Annotated in this window: 16 protein-coding genes and 1 tRNA gene; 10 read left to right on the forward strand and 7 right to left on the reverse strand. The window is 67.8% G+C overall.

Features of this window, described 5'->3' with window-relative positions; genetic code table 11:
• Window positions 1-7: 7 nt before the first annotated feature.
• From ATO6_RS05040 to ATO6_RS05075, 8 genes are all read left to right on the forward strand, one after another.
• Window positions 8-994, forward strand: coding sequence for a branched-chain amino acid ABC transporter permease (locus tag ATO6_RS05040; RefSeq protein WP_088622809.1), 987 nt, complete (start codon window positions 8-10; stop codon window positions 992-994).
• A gap of 3 nt (window positions 995-997) precedes the next feature.
• Entirely contained in the window at window positions 998-1,255 is a 258-nt protein-coding gene (locus ATO6_RS05045) for a hypothetical protein (RefSeq protein WP_088622810.1), read from the forward strand.
• Between the two features lie 16 nt (window positions 1,256-1,271).
• Window positions 1,272-1,523: a hypothetical protein gene (locus ATO6_RS05050; RefSeq protein WP_088622811.1), complete on the forward strand. Its 252-nt coding sequence runs from the start codon at window positions 1,272-1,274 to the stop codon at window positions 1,521-1,523.
• On the forward strand, window positions 1,523-2,599 hold the full coding sequence (locus ATO6_RS05055; RefSeq protein WP_088622812.1) for a branched-chain amino acid ABC transporter permease: 1,077 nt from the start codon (window positions 1,523-1,525) through the stop codon (window positions 2,597-2,599). Before ATO6_RS05050 ends, ATO6_RS05055 begins: the two co-directional genes overlap by 1 nt.
• An 89-nt stretch (window positions 2,600-2,688) precedes the next feature.
• Window positions 2,689-3,975 carry an ABC transporter substrate-binding protein gene (locus tag ATO6_RS05060; RefSeq protein WP_088622813.1) on the forward strand — a complete coding sequence of 429 codons (1,287 nt, stop codon included), beginning with the start codon at window positions 2,689-2,691 and terminating at the stop codon, window positions 3,973-3,975.
• Between the two features lie 98 nt (window positions 3,976-4,073).
• Window positions 4,074-4,931, forward strand: coding sequence for an ABC transporter ATP-binding protein (locus tag ATO6_RS05065; protein WP_088622814.1), 858 nt, complete (start codon window positions 4,074-4,076; stop codon window positions 4,929-4,931).
• A 112-nt stretch (window positions 4,932-5,043) separates the two neighbouring features.
• Window positions 5,044-6,264, forward strand: coding sequence for a phenylacetate--CoA ligase family protein (locus ATO6_RS05070; RefSeq protein WP_088622815.1), 1,221 nt, complete (start codon window positions 5,044-5,046; stop codon window positions 6,262-6,264).
• Window positions 6,265-6,305: 41 nt separating this feature from the next.
• Entirely contained in the window at window positions 6,306-7,964 is a 1,659-nt protein-coding gene (locus tag ATO6_RS05075; RefSeq protein ID WP_088622816.1) for a peptidoglycan-binding protein, read from the forward strand.
• 116 nt (window positions 7,965-8,080) lie between these two features.
• Here ATO6_RS05075 and ATO6_RS05080 read toward each other — a convergent pair whose 3' ends face one another.
• The 4 genes from ATO6_RS05080 to ATO6_RS05095 form a co-directional block, all read right to left on the reverse strand.
• Window positions 8,081-9,895: an alpha/beta hydrolase gene (locus ATO6_RS05080; protein WP_088622817.1), complete on the reverse strand. Its 1,815-nt coding sequence runs from the start codon at window positions 9,893-9,895 to the stop codon at window positions 8,081-8,083.
• A 72-nt stretch (window positions 9,896-9,967) separates the two neighbouring features.
• Window positions 9,968-11,158, reverse strand: coding sequence for an MFS transporter (locus ATO6_RS05085; RefSeq protein ID WP_088622818.1), 1,191 nt, complete (start codon window positions 11,156-11,158; stop codon window positions 9,968-9,970).
• Between the two features lie 46 nt (window positions 11,159-11,204).
• The gene (gene ykgO, locus ATO6_RS05090) at window positions 11,205-11,330 is read right to left on the reverse strand and encodes a type B 50S ribosomal protein L36 (protein ID WP_005850168.1); all 126 of its coding nucleotides are present in this window, start codon (window positions 11,328-11,330) and stop codon (window positions 11,205-11,207) included.
• Between the two features lie 82 nt (window positions 11,331-11,412).
• Window positions 11,413-11,487, reverse strand: a tRNA-Val gene (locus tag ATO6_RS05095).
• 157 nt (window positions 11,488-11,644) lie between these two features.
• Here ATO6_RS05095 and ATO6_RS05100 point away from each other — a divergent pair.
• Window positions 11,645-12,508: an N-formylglutamate amidohydrolase gene (locus ATO6_RS05100; protein WP_088622819.1), complete on the forward strand. Its 864-nt coding sequence runs from the start codon at window positions 11,645-11,647 to the stop codon at window positions 12,506-12,508.
• Here the strand turns inward: ATO6_RS05100 and ATO6_RS05105 are convergent, their stop codons facing one another.
• Window positions 12,509-12,991, reverse strand: coding sequence for a DUF3237 domain-containing protein (locus tag ATO6_RS05105; protein WP_176440833.1), 483 nt, complete (start codon window positions 12,989-12,991; stop codon window positions 12,509-12,511).
• Between the two features lie 7 nt (window positions 12,992-12,998).
• On the reverse strand, window positions 12,999-14,252 hold the full coding sequence (locus tag ATO6_RS05110) for a DNA polymerase IV (RefSeq protein WP_088622821.1): 1,254 nt from the start codon (window positions 14,250-14,252) through the stop codon (window positions 12,999-13,001).
• Window positions 14,253-14,257: 5 nt separating this feature from the next.
• Here ATO6_RS05110 and ATO6_RS05115 point away from each other — a divergent pair, with 5 nt between their 5' ends.
• Window positions 14,258-14,746, forward strand: coding sequence for an NUDIX domain-containing protein (locus tag ATO6_RS05115; RefSeq protein ID WP_254919069.1), 489 nt, complete (start codon window positions 14,258-14,260; stop codon window positions 14,744-14,746).
• Window positions 14,747-14,750: 4 nt separating this feature from the next.
• On the opposite strand, the gene pyrF is transcribed toward ATO6_RS05115, so the two are convergent.
• Window positions 14,751-15,470 (reverse strand): orotidine-5'-phosphate decarboxylase, encoded by a 720-nt coding sequence (gene pyrF, locus ATO6_RS05120; protein WP_088622822.1) that lies wholly within the window; start codon window positions 15,468-15,470, stop codon window positions 14,751-14,753.
• Between the last annotated feature and the right edge of the window lie 40 nt (window positions 15,471-15,510).

The following is a 15,510-nucleotide window of genomic DNA, read 5'->3' on the forward strand; positions in this document are numbered from 1 at the left end:
GAGAGACATGCCTGAACAACTACTCTTCGCGATGGAAGTCATCCTCAACGGCCTGATGGCCGGGGTGCTCTACGCGCTTGTCGCGCTCGGCTTCGTGCTGATCTTCAAGGCCTCCGGGGTCTTCAACTACGCGCAGGGCGTGCTGGCGCTGTTCGCGGCGCTGACGCTGGTCGGGATCATGGAGGGGCAGGTGCCCTTCAGCCATCTGATCAACGCGATCTTCGGCACGGACCTCCATCACTTCGGATGGGAGATCCCGGCTATCGCGGCGATCCTGCTGACGATGGTGGTCATGGTGGCGCTGGCCTACCTGGTGAACCACTACATCATGCGGCACCTCGTGAACCAGGATCCGATCATCCTGTTCATGGCGACCATCGGTCTGGCCTATTTCCTCGAAGGGTTCGGGGACCTGATGTGGGGGTCCGACATCAAGAACCTCGACGTCGGTCTGCCTCAGGGTCTGAACGGGTTCATCGACGAAACGACATTCAATGCCTTCGGCTACGGCTTCTTCATCGACAACCTCGACATCGTTGCGTCGGTTGTGGCCGCGCTGCTGGTGGTCGCGCTGGTGATCTTTGCGCAATACACCAAGCAGGGCCGCGCGATGCGCGCCGTGGCGGACGATCACCAGGCCGCGCTGTCGGTCGGGATCTCGCTGAACTTCATCTGGGTCATGGTGTGGTCAGTCGCGGGCTTCGTCGCGCTGGTCGCGGGTATCATGTGGGGGTCGAAGTCGGGCGTCCAGTTCTCGCTGTCTCTGATCGCGCTCAAGGCGCTGCCGGTGCTGATGCTGGGCGGATTCACCTCGATCCCCGGCGCCATCGTCGGCGGGCTGATCGTGGGCGTGGGCGAGAAGCTGTTCGAATTCGCCATCGGCCCGATGGTCGGCGGCGCGACCGAGAACTGGTTCGCCTACGTGCTGGCGCTGGTGGTGCTGGTGTTCCGCCCGCAGGGGCTGTTCGGCGACAAGATCATCGAGAGGGTGTAGCCGGTGCTGCTGCTGCGCAAGACCATACTGCTGATCCTGCGGATCGTGCTGGGGATGTCGATCATCGCCACCTTCGGCAGCATCGCGGGTCTGGGCATCGCGCGGCAGGCGGTCGAGGGCGGCGCGGATCTGGGCGAGGAGGCCCGGACCACGGGTGGCCAGCTGGCTGCGTGGCTGAGGATCGGCGGCCCGGCGCTGGCGCTGGTCGCGCTGAGCGCCTCGACCGAGCGGTGGCTCTGCCGCCGCTGGGGCATGGCCTGAGATGGAGGACGGACGGATGCACAAGGCGATCGCGGTGGTGAACGTGGTGGCGTGGTCCGGTTTCTGGGCCTTCGGATACCTCGCGCTTTCGGCGCATGTCGACGACGCGGGGCAGATGGTGACGGCGGCGCTTCTGGCGGCGCTGGGTGGAGCGCTCGGGCTGTGGGCCTATTTCCAGCTCGTGCGGCATTCGGAACGGACAGGGTATGCGGCCACGCCGAAACGGGGCGTGCCGACGTTTGAAGATAACAAGGGGGAGAGCGTCTGATGCTTTACCGTGAGGCGGGGGACTTCAAGACCTCCTACAAGGACGACAGCCAGACCTTCCCGATCCGGATCGACCGGTGGGGATATTACGCGATCCTCGCGATCGCCTTCATCGCGGTGCCGCTGGTCATCAACGACTACTGGGCCAGCGCGGTTCTGCTGCCGTTCCTGATCTACGCGATCGCGGCACTCGGGCTGAACATCCTGACGGGATTCTGTGGTCAGGTGTCTCTGGGCACCGGCGGCTTCATGGCCGTGGGGGCCTATGCCTGCTACAAGCTGATGACGGCATTCCCCGAAGTGAACATCGTGATCCACGTGATCCTTGCGGGCGGCGTCACCGCCTGCGTGGGCGTGCTGTTCGGCCTGCCGTCGCTCAGGATCAAGGGCTTCTACCTCGCCGTGGCGACGCTGGCGGCGCAGTTCTTCCTCGTGTGGCTGTTCAACAAGGTGGGCTGGTTCTACAACTACTCGGCCTCGGGCCAGATCAGCGCGCCGACACGGACCGTGCTGAGCATCGAGGTCACCGGCCCGACCGCTTCGCCCTGGGCGAAATACCTGATCTGCCTGACCTTCGTGACGGTCATGGCGTGGCTGGCGCGGAACCTGACCCGCGGCTCGGTCGGACGGAAGTGGATGGCGATCCGCGACATGGACATCGCGGCCGAGATCATCGGGGTGAACCCGCTGGCCGCCAAGCTGAGCGCCTTCGCCGTGTCGTCCTTCTTTGTCGGCATCTCGGGCGCGCTGTTCTTCTCGGTCTACCTCGGCGCGGTCGAGGTGGGCGAGGTGTTCGGCATCCAGAAATCGTTCCTGGTGCTCTTCATGATCATCATCGGCGGGCTCGGTTCGATCTTCGGGTCCTTCGCGGGGGCGGCGTTCATCGTGCTGCTGCCGGTGTTCCTGAAGAACGTGCTGGTCGGCGGCATGGGATGGGCGACGGACCTCGCCGCGCATCTCGAGCTGCTGATCCTCGGCGGGCTGATCATGATGTTCCTGATCCTCGAGCCGCACGGGCTGACCGCCTACTGGCGGACGCTGAAGGAGAAGATGAGACTCTGGCCGTTCCCGCATTAACGCGGGCGAGCCGGGAGGAGACCGCGGGGGGAAACAACCCGCGGGCGGGCAAGAAATCGGTAAAAAACCAATTGGGAGGAATACGACCGATGAAACTGAAGATGATCGCGGCCGCGGCCGCTGCGCTGATGACGGCAGTGCCGGCCTACGCCGACCTGACCATCCCGGCGCTCAACTACCGGACCGGCCCCTATGCGCCCTCCGGGATCCCCTACGCCGACGGCTATTCGGACTACATGACGCTGCTGAACGAACGCGACGGCGGCATCGGCGGAGAGCGGATCAACGTTCTGGAGTGTGAAACCGGCTACAACACCGAAAAGGGCGTGGAATGCTACGAGCAGACCAAGGGCCAGGGCTCGCTGCTGTACATTCCGCAGTCCACCGGCATCACCTACCAGCTGATCCCCAAAGCTTCGGCTGACGGCATTCCGGTCTGGTCGATGGCCTATGGCCGCACCTCGGCCGTGAACGGCAAGGTGTTCGAGTGGATCTTCAACCTGCCCGTCACCTACTGGGACGGCGCGTCCGTCGCGGTGAAATACGCGATGGAGCAGGAAGGCGGTTCGCTGGAAGGCAAGAAGATCGCGCTGGTCTACCACAACTCGGCCTACGGCAAGGAACCGATCCGCACGCTGGAAGCGCTGGCTGCGAAGCATGGCTTCGAATTCGTTCCGATCGCCGTGGACCACCCCGGCCAGGAACAGAAGTCGCAGTGGCTGCAAATCCGCCGCGAGCGTCCTGACTACGTCTTCATGTGGGGCTGGGGCGTGATGAACTCCGTCGCGATCCAGGAAGCCGCGAACATCCGCTACCCGATGGACAAGTTCATCGGCGTGTGGTGGTCCGGCTCCGAAGCTGACGTGGTTCCGGCCGGTGAAGGTGCAAACGGCTACAAGTCGCTGACCTTCCACGGTGCAGGCACCGATTTCCCTGCGCTGCAGGAGATCAAGACGACCGTGATCGACGCCGGCAAGAACGCCGGTGACGGCTCCAAGTGGGGCGAAGTCGGCTACAACCGTGGCGTCTATGCCGCGGCGATGACTGCCGAGGCGATCCGCCAGGCACAGGAAAAGACCGGCAATGCGGCCATCACCGCCGCCGACATGCGCGACGCGCTGGAGAACCTGACCGTCTCCGACGCCCGGTTCGAGGAAATCGGCCTTGGCGGCTTTGCGCCTGCCGTGTCGCAGACCTGCGGCGCCCACTCCACCCCGCGCCTCGCGGCGGTGCAGCAGTGGAACGCGGCGGACAAGACCTGGACCGTGCTGACCGACTACATCGAGCCGGACTTCGAGATCATCGACCCGCTGATCCAGGAAGATTCGATGGCTTACGCCACCGAAGCCGGCATCACCCCGCGCGAGTGCAACTGATAGCGTGACGTGACAGCGCCGGGGCCCTGCAACGGGGCCCCGGCACCCCAACCGGGCCGTCCGACGGACGCAGGGCCCGACAGGATTTCGAGGACGAGATGAGCCAGGCCGAGACGATCGCACCGACCGCCCCCGTGGACGCACCCGAAGCGGGTGAGCCGCTGCTGCGCGTGAGCAACATCGAAGTGATCTACAACCACGTGATCCTTGTCCTCAAAGGCGTCTCGCTCGCCGTGCCGAAGGGGGGCATCACGGCCCTGCTGGGCGGCAACGGCGCGGGCAAGACGACGACGCTGAAGTCGATCTCGAACCTCCTTCGCTCGGAACGGGGCGAGGTGACGAAAGGCAAGATCGTCTATCGCGGCGAAGAGATTTACGGGCTGAACCCCGCCGACCTCGTCAAGAAGGGCGTCATCCAGGTGATGGAGGGCCGTCACTGCTTCGAGCACCTGACGGTCGAGGAAAACCTGATGACCGGCGCCTATACGCGCGGGTCCAGCCGGGGCGAGATCGATGCGGACCTGAACATGGTCTACGACTATTTCCCCCGTCTCAAGGAACGCCGCAGGTCGCAGGCGGGCTACACGTCAGGCGGCGAACAGCAGATGGTCGCCATCGGGCGGGCGCTGATGGCGCGGCCCGAGATGATCCTGCTGGACGAACCGTCGATGGGCCTCGCGCCGCAGCTGGTCGAGCAGATCTTCGAGATCGTCAAAAGCCTGAACGAGAAGGAAGGGCTGACGTTCCTGCTGGCCGAACAGAACACCAACGTGGCCCTGCGGTTCGCGCATTACGGCTACATCCTCGAATCCGGGCGCGTGGTGATGGACGGCCCTGCCGCCGACCTGCGTGAGAACCCGGATGTGAAGGAATTCTATCTTGGCGTCTCGGACGAAGGGCGTAAGTCCTTCCGCGACGTCCGCTCCTACCGGCGCCGCAAGCGCTGGCTGAGCTGATCCGGCGGCGACAGAGACAGCGCCGTCATCGACGACAATCACGCGTCCGCCCGCGAGGGGCGGCGCCGGAGCCATGTGCGCCGGACAGGCGCCCCATGCGACGAGGGATGCGATGAGCACCTATTTCGACACCAGCGAGACCCGCAGCGCGGATGAACGCGCCTCCGCCTATGCCCGCGACCTGCCGCTGCAGATCGAGGCGGCCAAGGGGCTGGCAGGCTATGCCGCGCTGAAGGACGTGGACCCGTCGGAAATCACCGGGCCCGCCGCGCTGGCAAAGCTGCCGGTGCTCAGGAAGTCGGACCTCGTCGCCGCGCAGAAGGCCGCCGCGCCCTTCGGCGGGCTGACGACGCTGCCTGTCAGCAGCTTCGCCCATGTGTTCCAGAGCCCCGGGCCGATCTACGAACCGGGCGGCAACGGGCACGACTGGTGGCGGATGGGGCGGTTCCTGCATGCGGCGGGGATCGGCAAGGGCGACATCGTGCAGAACTGCTTTGGCTATCACCTGACGCCCGCCGGCATGATCTTCGAGAACGGCGCGCGGGCGGTCGGGGCGACGGTGCTGCCCGCCGGGACCGGCCAGACCGAACTGCAGGCGCAGGCGGCCCATGACGTGGGGACCACGGCCTATGCCGGGACCCCGGATTACCTGAAGGTGATCCTCGACAAGGCCGAGGAGATGGGGCTCCGCCTGGGGATCACCAAGGCGGCGGTCGGGGGTGGGGCCCTGTTCCCGTCGCTGCGGCAGGAGTATGCCGACCGCGGCATCTCCTGCCTGCAGAGCTACGCCACGGCGGACCTTGGCAACATCGCCTACGAAAGCCCGGCGATGGAAGGGATGATCGTCGACGAGGGCGTCATCGTCGAGATCGTGACGCCGGGAACCGGCACCCCGGTGAAGCCGGGCGAGGTCGGCGAGGTCGTGGTCACGACGCTGAACCCCGACTACCCGCTGATCCGTTTCGCCACCGGCGACCTGAGCGCGGTGATGGAAGGCACCAGCCCCTGCGGCCGCACCAACATGCGGATCAAGGGCTGGATGGGCCGCGCGGACCAGACCACCAAGATCAAGGGCATGTTCGTCCGGCCCGAGCAGGTGGCGGCGCTGGTCGCGCGGCATGACGACATTTCAAAGGCCCGTGTCATCGCGGACCGCGAAGGCGAAATGGATGTCATGATCGTCCGGATCGAATCGGCGAATGGCGGTGAAGGGGAACGTTACCTGTCTTCGGTGGTTGATGCGCTGAAACTGAAGGGCAAGATCGAGATCGTGCCGCCGGGCAGCCTGCCCAACGACGGCAAGGTGATCGAGGACCTGCGTAGTTACGATTGAGGCCCCGGCGTCCTTTTGCCTGAGGGGCGGGAGGAGGAAAGATGAAGGCCATCCGTATACTGGGCGCCGTCGCGGCCATGGGGCTCGCGACGCCCGTCGTAGCAAAGGACATCGCGCTGGTCGTGGTGAATTCGGACTACGACCGCGTGTCGGACATCCGCGGATCGCGGTTCGACCGGTTCTTTTCCGAAACGCTGGAGGGTGCGGGCTTTACCGTCTTCCGCGGCGCGGACATGAGCGGAGCCGAGATGCAGCGCCTTGCCGCCGACTTCGCCGACGAGGTGCAGGACGGCGACGACAACCGTATCGTGATCGTGCTGGCCGGGCACATGGCGGAGACGCCCTCGGGCGGCTGGCTGCTCGGGCGGACGGTGGACGAGCCGAACGCCTTCGGCATCGGTGGCGCGGCCCTGCCGCTCGCCCCGCTGGCCGAACTCGCGGCGACCGCGCCGGGGCAGGCCGTGGTGCTGCTGGCCTACCCGGATACGGAGCTGGACGGCGGGTTCGGCTTCGTGTCCGGCGGCGTCGATTTCGAGGCGCCGCAGGGCGTAACCGTGGCGCGCGGATCGGCGGATGACCTGCTGAGCCTCCTGCGGGACGGGCTGCTGCAGCCCGGCGCGAGCTATGCCGCCGCGCTGGACCAGGCGGGACGCGGTGTGCAGGCCGAGGGTTACATCTCGACCGCGTCGGGCCTGACGGGGGCCGCGGCGGGCGACACGCCGGCACCGACGCCGCCGCGCGACGATCCCGACACGCAGGAGATCGCGTATTGGTCCGCCGTCCGCGACATCGGCACCGTCGAGGCGCTCGAGTCCTATCTGGAGCGCTATCCGAATGGCAAATTCGCCGCCGACGCGCGCCGGATGATCGAGGACGCCAAGGCCGCGCCCGTGCGGCAGGCCGAGGCGATCGAGAAGGCGCTGAACCTGAACCGCGACCAGCGGCGGCAGATACAGCGCAACCTCGCCCTGATCGGCTTCGACCCGCGCGGGATCGACGGCATCTTCGGCCCCGCGACACGGACAGCCATCGGCGCATGGCAGTCGGCCAACAATTACGAGCGGACGACCTACCTGACCGCCGCGCAGATCGACCGCATCCAGTCCGCCGCCGACGTCCGCGCCGCGCAGTTGGAGCGCGAGGCGGCCGAACGGCGCGCGGCCGAGGAGCGGGCCGACCGGGCCTACTGGCGCGATCTGGGGCAGGGGGCCGACGAGGCGTCGCTGCGCGCCTATCTCAAGCGCTATCCGGACGGCGTCTATTCCGAGGTCGCCCGCGAGCGGCTCGACGCGATCGAGGCCGAGCGCGCCGACCAGGTCCGCCGCGAGGAGCGGCTGGCCTGGCAGGAGACCGAACAGCGCAACACGATCCAGGCCTACCAGGAGTTCCTCAACCGGTTCCCGCAGTCGCCCTTCGCCGAAACCGCGCGGGCGCGGATCGCGGAACTGCAGGACGACCGCAACAATGCCGCCCAGCGGGAAGAGGCGCAGCGGATCGAGAACCAGGTTGCGGGCAACCCCGTGACACGCCTGCTGGTCGAGCGCCGGCTGGAACAGCTGGGCTTCGAACCGGGCGCGATCGACGGTCAGTTCGACCGCGCCGCGCGGCGGGCGATCCGGCGGTTCCAGCAGTCGCAGGGCATCCAGGTCACCGGCTTCATCAACCAGGAAACGATGGTCCGCCTGCTTGCGGTCCGCTGACCGGTCATCGCGACCGTCCCCTGCTTCTTCTGGTTCCAAATACCTCGGGGGACGGCCGCAGGCCGGGGGGCAGAGCCCCCGCCTCGCCCTCCACCCGCGCACCCGTGGGACAACCGCTAGCGCTGGAAGATGTAGGTGCCGGGCGCAGGCTCCATCGGTTTGAGCCCGGCTTCCGGCGCGCCCGTCCGGGGCGGCGCGACCGGCTTGCCGCTGCGGCTGGCCAGCCAGTCGCCCCATGCGGGCCACCAGGACCCCTCCTGCGGGTCATGCGAGGCGAACCACGTGTCGGGATCGGTGTAGAGCGCGCCCTGTTCCCGGCAGCCGATGCGGTAGTGGCGGCCGGGGTGGCCCGGTTCGCTGACGATGCCGCCGTTGTGCCCGCCCTTGGTCAGCACGAAAGTCGACTGCGCCTTGGTGAACAGGTTGATCTTGTAGACCGAATGCCACGGCGCGATGTGGTCGCTTTCCGTGCCCACGATGAACAGCGGCGCGGTGATGTCGTTGAGCGAGATCACCCGCCCCTCGACCGCGAACCGTCCGGCGGACAGCCGGTTCTCCATGAAGAGCCCCCGCAGGTATTGCGAGTGCATCCGGGCGGGCATCCGGGTGACGTCGGCATTCCAGACCCCGATGTCGGTCGGCGCGTCCTCCTTCCCGAGGAAGTAGCGGCGGACGGCGCGGGTCCAGATCAGGTCCTCGGCGCGGATGGCGGCAAAGGCGCCGGCCATCTGCGGCTTGGCGAGGTAGCCCTGGTCGAACATCAGGTCCTCGAGGTAGGCCACCTGGCTTTCGTCCAGGAACAGCAGCAGTTCGCCCGCCTCGGTGAAATCGGTCTGCGCCGCCAGCAGCGTGACCGAGGCCAGACGGTCGTCCCCGTCCCGCGCCATGGTCGCCGCCGTGATCGCCAGCATCGTCCCGCCCAGGCAATAGCCGCAGGCGTGGATCTGCCGCCCCGGCTGAACGCGGGAGATGCAGTCGAGCGCGGTCATCACGCCGTCCTTGCGGTAATCCTCAAGCTCGAGGTCGCGCATCTCTTCGCCGGGGTTCACCCACGAGATGCAGTAGACCGTGTGGCCCTGTCCCACGAGCCAGTTGATCAGCGAGTTCTGGGGGCTGAGGTCGAGGATGTAGTATTTCATGATCCACGCCGGAACGATCAGCACCGGCTCGGGCCGGACGGACTCGGTCTGGGGGGAATACTGGATCAGCTCCATGATCTCGTTGCGATAGATGACCCGTCCGGGGGTGCAGGCGATCTTTTCGCCGATCTCGTAACCCTCGGGCACCTCCTTGGGGGCCTGTGTCAGCAGGCGGATCAGGTCTTCGCGGTGGTTGGCCGCCCCTTCGACGAAGTTCGCGCCGTGGCTGTCGCGGGTGGCCTCGATGATCTCGGGGTTCAGCGCGGGCTGGTTCGAGGGCGAGGCGGTGTCGAGCATCTGGCGCAGCATGAAGCGCATCCGGTCGGCGCTGTGCGGGTGCAGGCCGGGGATCGCGCGGGTGGTTTCCGCCCACCAGTCCTGCGAGGCGAGAAAGCCCTGCTGCCAAAGCGCGAAGGGTGCCGAAGCCCAGCCGGGGTGGGTGAAGCGGTGATCGTTCTTCGACGGGACGAAGGGGCGCTCCTCGGGCAGCTTGCCGGTCAGCGCGCCTTTCATCGCCCATGTCCACAGCGCCATCGCGTCGGTCGCGGCCTTGTCGGCGAGGTCGGCGCGGCGGCCCGGCGCGGCGGCGAGGTGCAGGGCCCAGTCGGTCCACGCCTCGATGGTCGCGGCCGGGGACACGCCGCCGGTCGCGCGGGCCAGCGCGGCGCGGGCGCTGCGGTCCAGCAGGGCGCGGGGATAGGGCGCCTCGGCGCGTGGCGGTGCGTTGTGCGTGCGCTGCGGCGTGCTGGCGGGCTGTTCGGGATAGAGGGGTGTGACCTTGGATTTCGGCATCTGGCGCGGCCCGGTTCGAATTGGGGATGCCGCAAAGGTGGGGGCATTCCCGCCCCCGCACAATGATCTGTGTCAGCCTGCGGCGCGGTGACGCCGGACGATGCGCAGGTTCGCCAGCGCCGCCAGCAGCGCGATGGCCGAGATCACGGTCATCATCGCCAGCATGTCCGCCCGCGCCGTCTCGGGGCTGGCCAGCGCCCCCGCAAGGCCGGTGATCGCCGCGCCCGCGCCGACCGTCATTGCCCCCGACAGCCCCGCAGCGCCACCCGCGCGTCCCGGAGCGGCGGCCAGCAGCGAGGCGTTGGCCGAGGGGATCGTCAGGCCGTTGCCGAAGCCGACCAGCAGCATCGGGGCGAAGAAGGTGATCGCGCCGGGCAGGCCGGTGATCAGCACCAGCGTCGACAGGGCGATCCCCACGCAGGTCGAGATGCGGCCCATGACCATCAGCACCTCGGGTGCTCGTCTGGCGCGGCTGACGATCCAGTTGCCGATGGCGAAGCCGATGGTGATGGAGCCGATCAGCACCCCGAGTTCGGCGCCGTTCAGCCCGTAGGCATTGGTCGCGGCCAGGGGCGCGATCGACACGAAGGTGAAGAACCCGCCGACCGAGAAGGCGACCGAGATCGTCGGCGCCCAGAAGGCCGGCAATTTCAGCAGGCCGAGGGCGGGCAGGCGGGTGGCGGCATGGGCCCGCGTCTCGCCCATGTCGAGGTAGGCGAGGATCAGCAGGCCGATCCCGATCGCCGTGTAGAGCATGAAGCCCGACCGCCAGCCGAACAGCGTGTCGAGCATCCCGCCGAAGACCGGCCCGACCATCGGCACGATCGCCATGGCCATGCCGATCTGCGCGATCCGCTTCGCCGCGCCGCTGTCGCCGAGGATGTCGCGGGTGACGGCGAGCGAGATGGCGTAGCCCGAGATCATCCCGGCCTGCAGCATGCGGAAGATCAGGAACAGCGTCACGTTCGGCGCCAGCGTGCAGCCGATGGAGGCCAGCGTGAACAGCGACAGCACGAACAGCATCACCGGCCGCCGACCCAGCCGGTCCGACAGCGGCCCGGCGATCAGCTGCACCACCGCCGTCATGGCGAGGTAGCCCGAGATCGACAGGCTGACGAGCGCATAGGAGGCGTCGAAGTCCTCGGCGATATGCGCCAGCGAGGGCAGCGACATGTTCAGCGTCAGAGGCGCTGCGCCCGACAGGAGAATCAGGGTGATCAGGCGGGGCGGTGTGGTGGCGGGTGTCAGCATGTGGCCGGACACGAAAAGGCCGCCCGGAGGCGGCCAATCGTGTGTCCTGCGAACGGTCTCAGCCCTGGCGGGCTTTGAACCGACGCTGCGTCTTGTTGATCACGTAGACGCGGCCCTTGCGGCGCACCACGCGGCAGTCGCGATGCCGGTTCTTGAGCGAACGGAGCGAGTTGCGGACCTTCATGGCCTTCTCCTCTTGTCGCGGCGCGGGGCGCCAGGGTTTCTCGGTTGGTGCCGCGGGTTGCCCCGAGGAACCGGTGAATTCATGGTGGGCGATACTGGGATCGAACCAGTGACCCCTACGATGTCAACGTAGTGCTCTACCGCTGAGCTAACCGCCCGTATGGCCTGCGTTTCACTATCCCGTGTGCACCCCGAACAAAAGGGGCGCGGGAATGCTCCGCGCCGGTCCGCCGGTCTATAAAAGGAGTCGAAGGGAGGATCAAGGGCTTTTGGCTCCCCAAATTTTGGCGCTATTATCAGGCTAACGGAGTTCTCATGCAAAGCCTTCCATACCGCCTGCATACCCCCGACGCGCAGACCACCAGCGTCGTCTTCGCCTCGCCGCACAGCGGGCGGGACTACCCGCGCGATTTCCTGCGGACCACGGTGCTGGACGATTTCACGATCCGCTCGTCGGAAGATGCCTTTGTCGACGAGCTTTTCGCGCCGGCCATCGAATTCGGTGCGCCGATGCTGGCCGCGCGGGTGCCGCGCGCCTTTGTCGATCTGAACCGGTCCGCCGATGAACTGGACCCCGCGCTGGTCGAGGGCGTGCGCCGCGCCTCGCACAACCCGCGGATCACGTCGGGGCTGGGGGTGATTCCCCGCGTCGTGTCGAATGGCCGCGCGATCTATCGCGGCAAGATCACGCGGGCCGAGGCGCAGCACCGGATCGATTCGTGCTGGCGGCCCTATCACACCGCGTTGCAGGCGCTGCTGGACATCACCAACCGCACCTTCGGCGAGGCGATCCTGATCGACTGCCATTCCATGCCGCACGAGGCGGTGGACTGCATTGCCCGCGCCGGGGCACGACGCCCCGACGTCGTCATCGGCGACCGCTTCGGCGCCTCGGCCGACAATGCCGTGGTGGACCGGATCGAGGCGGCCTTTGCCGGTGTCGGGCTGCACGTGATCCGAAACGCGCCCTTCGCGGGCGCCTTCGTCACCCAGCACTACGGACGTCCCTCGCGGCGTCAGCACGCGATCCAGATCGAGATCGACCGCTCGATCTACATGAACGAACGGATGATCCGACCGAACTCCAACTTCGAGCCGTTCCGCAAGCTGCTGCGCACCGTCATCGCCGAGGTGACCGAGATCGGCCGCACCGGGGAATTGCCGCTGGCGGCGGAGTGATCAGATCCCGGTCCGCGCGAGGAAGGCGCGGATCACCACGGCCTGCCGTTTCGGCATCGCCGGTTGCAGGGTGCCGATGATGACCCTGCGGTTCAGCCAGTCCCAGACGCCCGTGGGCGCCGTCACCTGGACCCGCGACAGGGCATAGCGGCCCTCCGGTGCGGCGTCGTCGATGATGACCCGGTTGCGGATGGTCAGCAGCGTCCCGTCCGCAATCCGCATTTCGTAGAGCGCGTCCAGTTCGCGCCCGCCATCCGTGCGGTGCAGTTGCCGGTCGGCCCCGCCCGCCAGAACCGAGCCGGACAGGTCCGGATGCTCCGGCCCGCCGCGAAAGCTGCCGCCGGTGATCGGCACGATGACCCGGTGACCGTGCGGGCCCTGTCCGATGTCCTCGCGCGGGGCGATGTCGATCAGCGCCTCCCATAGCAGCGAGGTCGAGATGGTGGGCAGGGGCAGCCCGGCGAGTATCGTGTCGGTTTCCATGAAGTCCTCAGCGCAGGGCACGGCCCTTGATGATGGCGTCGCTGCCGAACCGCGTGCGAATCGCGTCGGCGGCGCGTTCGGCCTTGCCGCGGCGGGCGGCATCGGGGTCCAGCAGGTCGCCCGAACGGTCGGCGTCCCCCTCGGGCACGAGGTCGGATATGCCGACGCCGATAAGGCGGAACGGCGCCTCTTTCGCGACCGGGTCATAGAGCGACCGGGCGCGGCGATAGATCGTGTCCGCCATCTGCGTCGGCTCGCGCAGCGAGATGCGGCGGGTCACGAGGCGGAAGTCGGCGCGCTTGAGTTTCAGCACCACGACGCGCCCGGCCAGTCCGCGCGCCTTTGCCCGGTCCGACACCTGTTCCGACAGCCGCCAGAGGTGGCCATCGAGGATATCGGCATCGCCGGTGTCCTCGAAGAACGTCGTTTCCTTGGAGATCGACTTGACCGGCGCGTTGGCCGACACGCGGCGGCGGTCCTGCCCGCGCGCGAGGTGCCATAGCCGGTCGCCCATCGACCCGAAGCGGGCCGTCAGGTCCGCGCGGTCCCAGCGAAGCAGGTCGGCGAAGGTCCGGATCCCGGCCTTGTCCAGCGCCGCCTGCGCCGCGCCGCCCACGCCCCAGATCAGCCGCACCGGCTTGTCGCGCAGGAAATCCGCCGTCTCAGCCTCGCCGATGACGGAGAACCCGTGCGGCTTGTCGAGGTCCGAGGCGACCTTGGCGAGGAACTTGTTGTGCGACAGCCCGATGGAGCCGGTCAGCCCCAGCTCCACCCGCATCCGCTTGACCAGCCGCGCCAGCATGTAGGCGGGCGGATGTCCGTGCAGCCGTGCCGTGCCGGTCAGGTCGATGAACGCCTCGTCCAGCGACAGCGGTTCGATGACCGGCGTCAGCTCCTCCATCATCGCGCGGATGGCCTTGGACGCCTCTACATAGGCCGCCATGCGCGGCTTCACGACGACCGCCTCGGGGCACAGCTTCAGCGCCTGGAACATCGGCATGGCCGAACGGACGCCGCGGATGCGGGCGATGTAGCAGGCGGTGGACACGACGCCGCGCCGCCCGCCGCCGACGATCAGCGGCTTGTCCCGCAGCTCTGGATTGTCGCGTTTCTCGACTGAGGCGTAGAAGGCATCGCAGTCCATATGCGCGATGGTGAGCGTGTTCAGTTCCGCATGGGCGATCACGCGGCGCGACCGGCAGGCGGGGCAGCGCGCGCCGGTCGGAAATTCGGTCAGGCAGTCGCGGCAGAGGGCGGGCATGTGACGTGTCGCTGGCAAGCGTGGTCCGGGCATCCTACATCTGCCGCATGGGATATGACAGGCCGTTCAAGGGCGCGAAGATCGCGCTGATCGTCGGCGGGCGGCTTCTGGTCGTCCGGCGCGACGTGGACAAGCCGATTCCGTGGCCCGGTTACCTCGACCTGCCCGGCGGCGGGCGCGAGAACGGCGAGAGCCCACTGGCCTGCGCCCTGCGCGAGGCGCGCGAGGAGATCGGGCTGGTGGTCAGCCCCGGCGACGTGTCCTGGCGGCGCTGGTATGATGGAGAGATCCCCGCGTGGTTCTTCCTGGCGCATCTGCATCCGGCGCGGGCCGGGGAGATCCGCTTCGGCAACGAAGGGCAGGGCTGGGACCTGGTCCGGCCCGCGGACTATCTGGCCGATGCGACGGCCGTGCCGCACTTCAGGTCGCGCCTGCGGGACGCGATGACCGGGACGGGGATGATGCGGGGCGAGGCCGACCGCCAGGTCGGATGAGCGGTCAGGCGAAGCTGGTGTTGGACTGCCACGCCGTTTCGATTTCCGACTGGATCGCCTGCGCCGCCGCGCGCGGATCCTCGGCGCGCCAGACAGGGCGGCCGACCACGATGTGATCGGCGCCGTCGCGGATGGCGCTGCGGGGGGTGGCGACGCGCTTCTGGTCGTCGTCGGCGGAGGCCAGCGGGCGGATCCCCGGCGTGACGATAAGCTTGCCCTCGGCCTCGGGCAGGGCGCGGATCGCGGCGGCCTCGCGGGCGGAACAGATCACACCGTCCGCCCCGGCTTCGAAGGCGCGCACGGCGCGGGCGGTGACGATCTCGCGCACGTCGCCCGCCGTGATCAGCGCGTCGTCAAGGTCCGCGCGTTCCAGCGAGGTCAGGATGGTCACGGCGAGGATCTGCGTCACGCGCCCTGCCGCCCCGGCGCGGGCGGCTGCGACCACGTAGGGATCGCCGTGCACGGTCAGGAAGTCGAGATCGAAGGCGGCCAGTCCGCGCACCGCGTTTTCCACCGTCTGGGGAATGTCGAAGAGCTTCATGTCGAGGAACACGCGCTTGCCGTGCTCCTGCTTCAGTTCGTTCGCCAGCGCCAGACCGCCGCCGGTCAGCATGCCCAGCCCGATCTTGTAGAACGTCGCCGCATCACCGATGCGCTGCGCCAGTTCCAGTCCCTGCAGGGCGTTCGGTACGTCGAGCGCCACGATCAGCTTGTCGCTTGCCATCATTCTCTCCCGCCGTGTCGCGCCCCGGATGAGCGATCGG

This window comes from Oceanicola sp. 22II-s10i (assembly GCF_002210105.1).
Classification (GTDB): Bacteria; Pseudomonadota; Alphaproteobacteria; order Rhodobacterales; family Rhodobacteraceae; genus Pseudooceanicola.